Annotated in this window: 1 pseudogene; it reads right to left on the bottom strand. The window is 62.7% G+C overall.

What is annotated here, in order from left to right:
- Positions 1-982 (bottom strand): annotated as a pseudogene (locus tag IG98_RS0143915) (DNA-directed RNA polymerase subunit beta); the annotation flags it as partial.

Raw genomic sequence — 982 nt, 5'->3', positions numbered from 1 at the left:
GGCATCGACACCTCGCCGGCGTGCAGCCGGACGATGTACTCGATGGTGGCGACGATGTCGTCCTCGGTGAGCGTGCCCTGGGTGATCTCGCTGTCGACCCCGAGCTTCTTGTTGATCTTGTAACGGCCGACCTTGGCGAGGTCGTAGCGCTTGGAGTTGAAGTACAGGTTCTCCAGCAGCGTCTGCGCCGACTCCTTGGTCGGCGGCTCGCCCGGGCGCAGCTTGCGGTAGATGTCGAGCAGCGCGTCGTCCTGGCCGGCCGTGTGGTCCTTCTCCAGGGTCGCCCGCATCGACTCGTACTGCCCGAACCGCTCCAGGATCTGCTCGCTGCTCCAGCCGAGCGCCTTGAGCAGCACGGTGACGGCCTGCTTGCGCTTGCGGTCGATGCGCACACCGACGCTGTCGCGCTTGTCGATCTCGAATTCCAGCCAGGCGCCCCGGGAGGGAATCACCTTGCATCCGTAGAGGTCCTTGTCCGAGGTCTTGTCGACGCTACGGTCGAAGTAGACACCCGGGGACCGGACCAGCTGGGAGACCACGACACGCTCGGTGCCGTTGATGATGAATGTGCCCTTGCCGGTCATGAGCGGGAAATCGCCCATGAACACGGTCTGGCTCTTGATCTCACCAGTGGTGTTATTGATGAACTCCGCCGTGACGAACATCGGGGCGGAGTAGGTCATGTCCTTGTCTTTGCACTCATCGACTGAGTACTTGGGCGGCTCGAACCGGTGGTCCCGGAACGACAGGGACATGGTTCCGGAGAAGTCCTCGATGGGACTGATCTCCTCAAAGATCTCTTCGAGGCCCGACTGGGCCGGAACGTCCTTGCGCCCGGCCTGGCGAGCCGCCTCGACCCGCCCCTTCCACTTCTCGTTTCCGAGCAACCAGTCGAAGGACTCGGTCTGAAGAGCGAGAAGATCAGGAACTTCGAGCGGCTCCTGAATTCGTGCGAAAGACACACGACGGGGACCGGCGGGTA

The organism is Streptosporangium amethystogenes, assembly GCF_000721075.1.
Classification (GTDB): domain Bacteria; phylum Actinomycetota; class Actinomycetes; order Streptosporangiales; family Streptosporangiaceae; genus Streptosporangium; species Streptosporangium amethystogenes.
The sequence above is the reverse complement of the archived record's forward strand: the minus strand, read 5'-3'. Positions and strand labels throughout refer to the sequence as shown.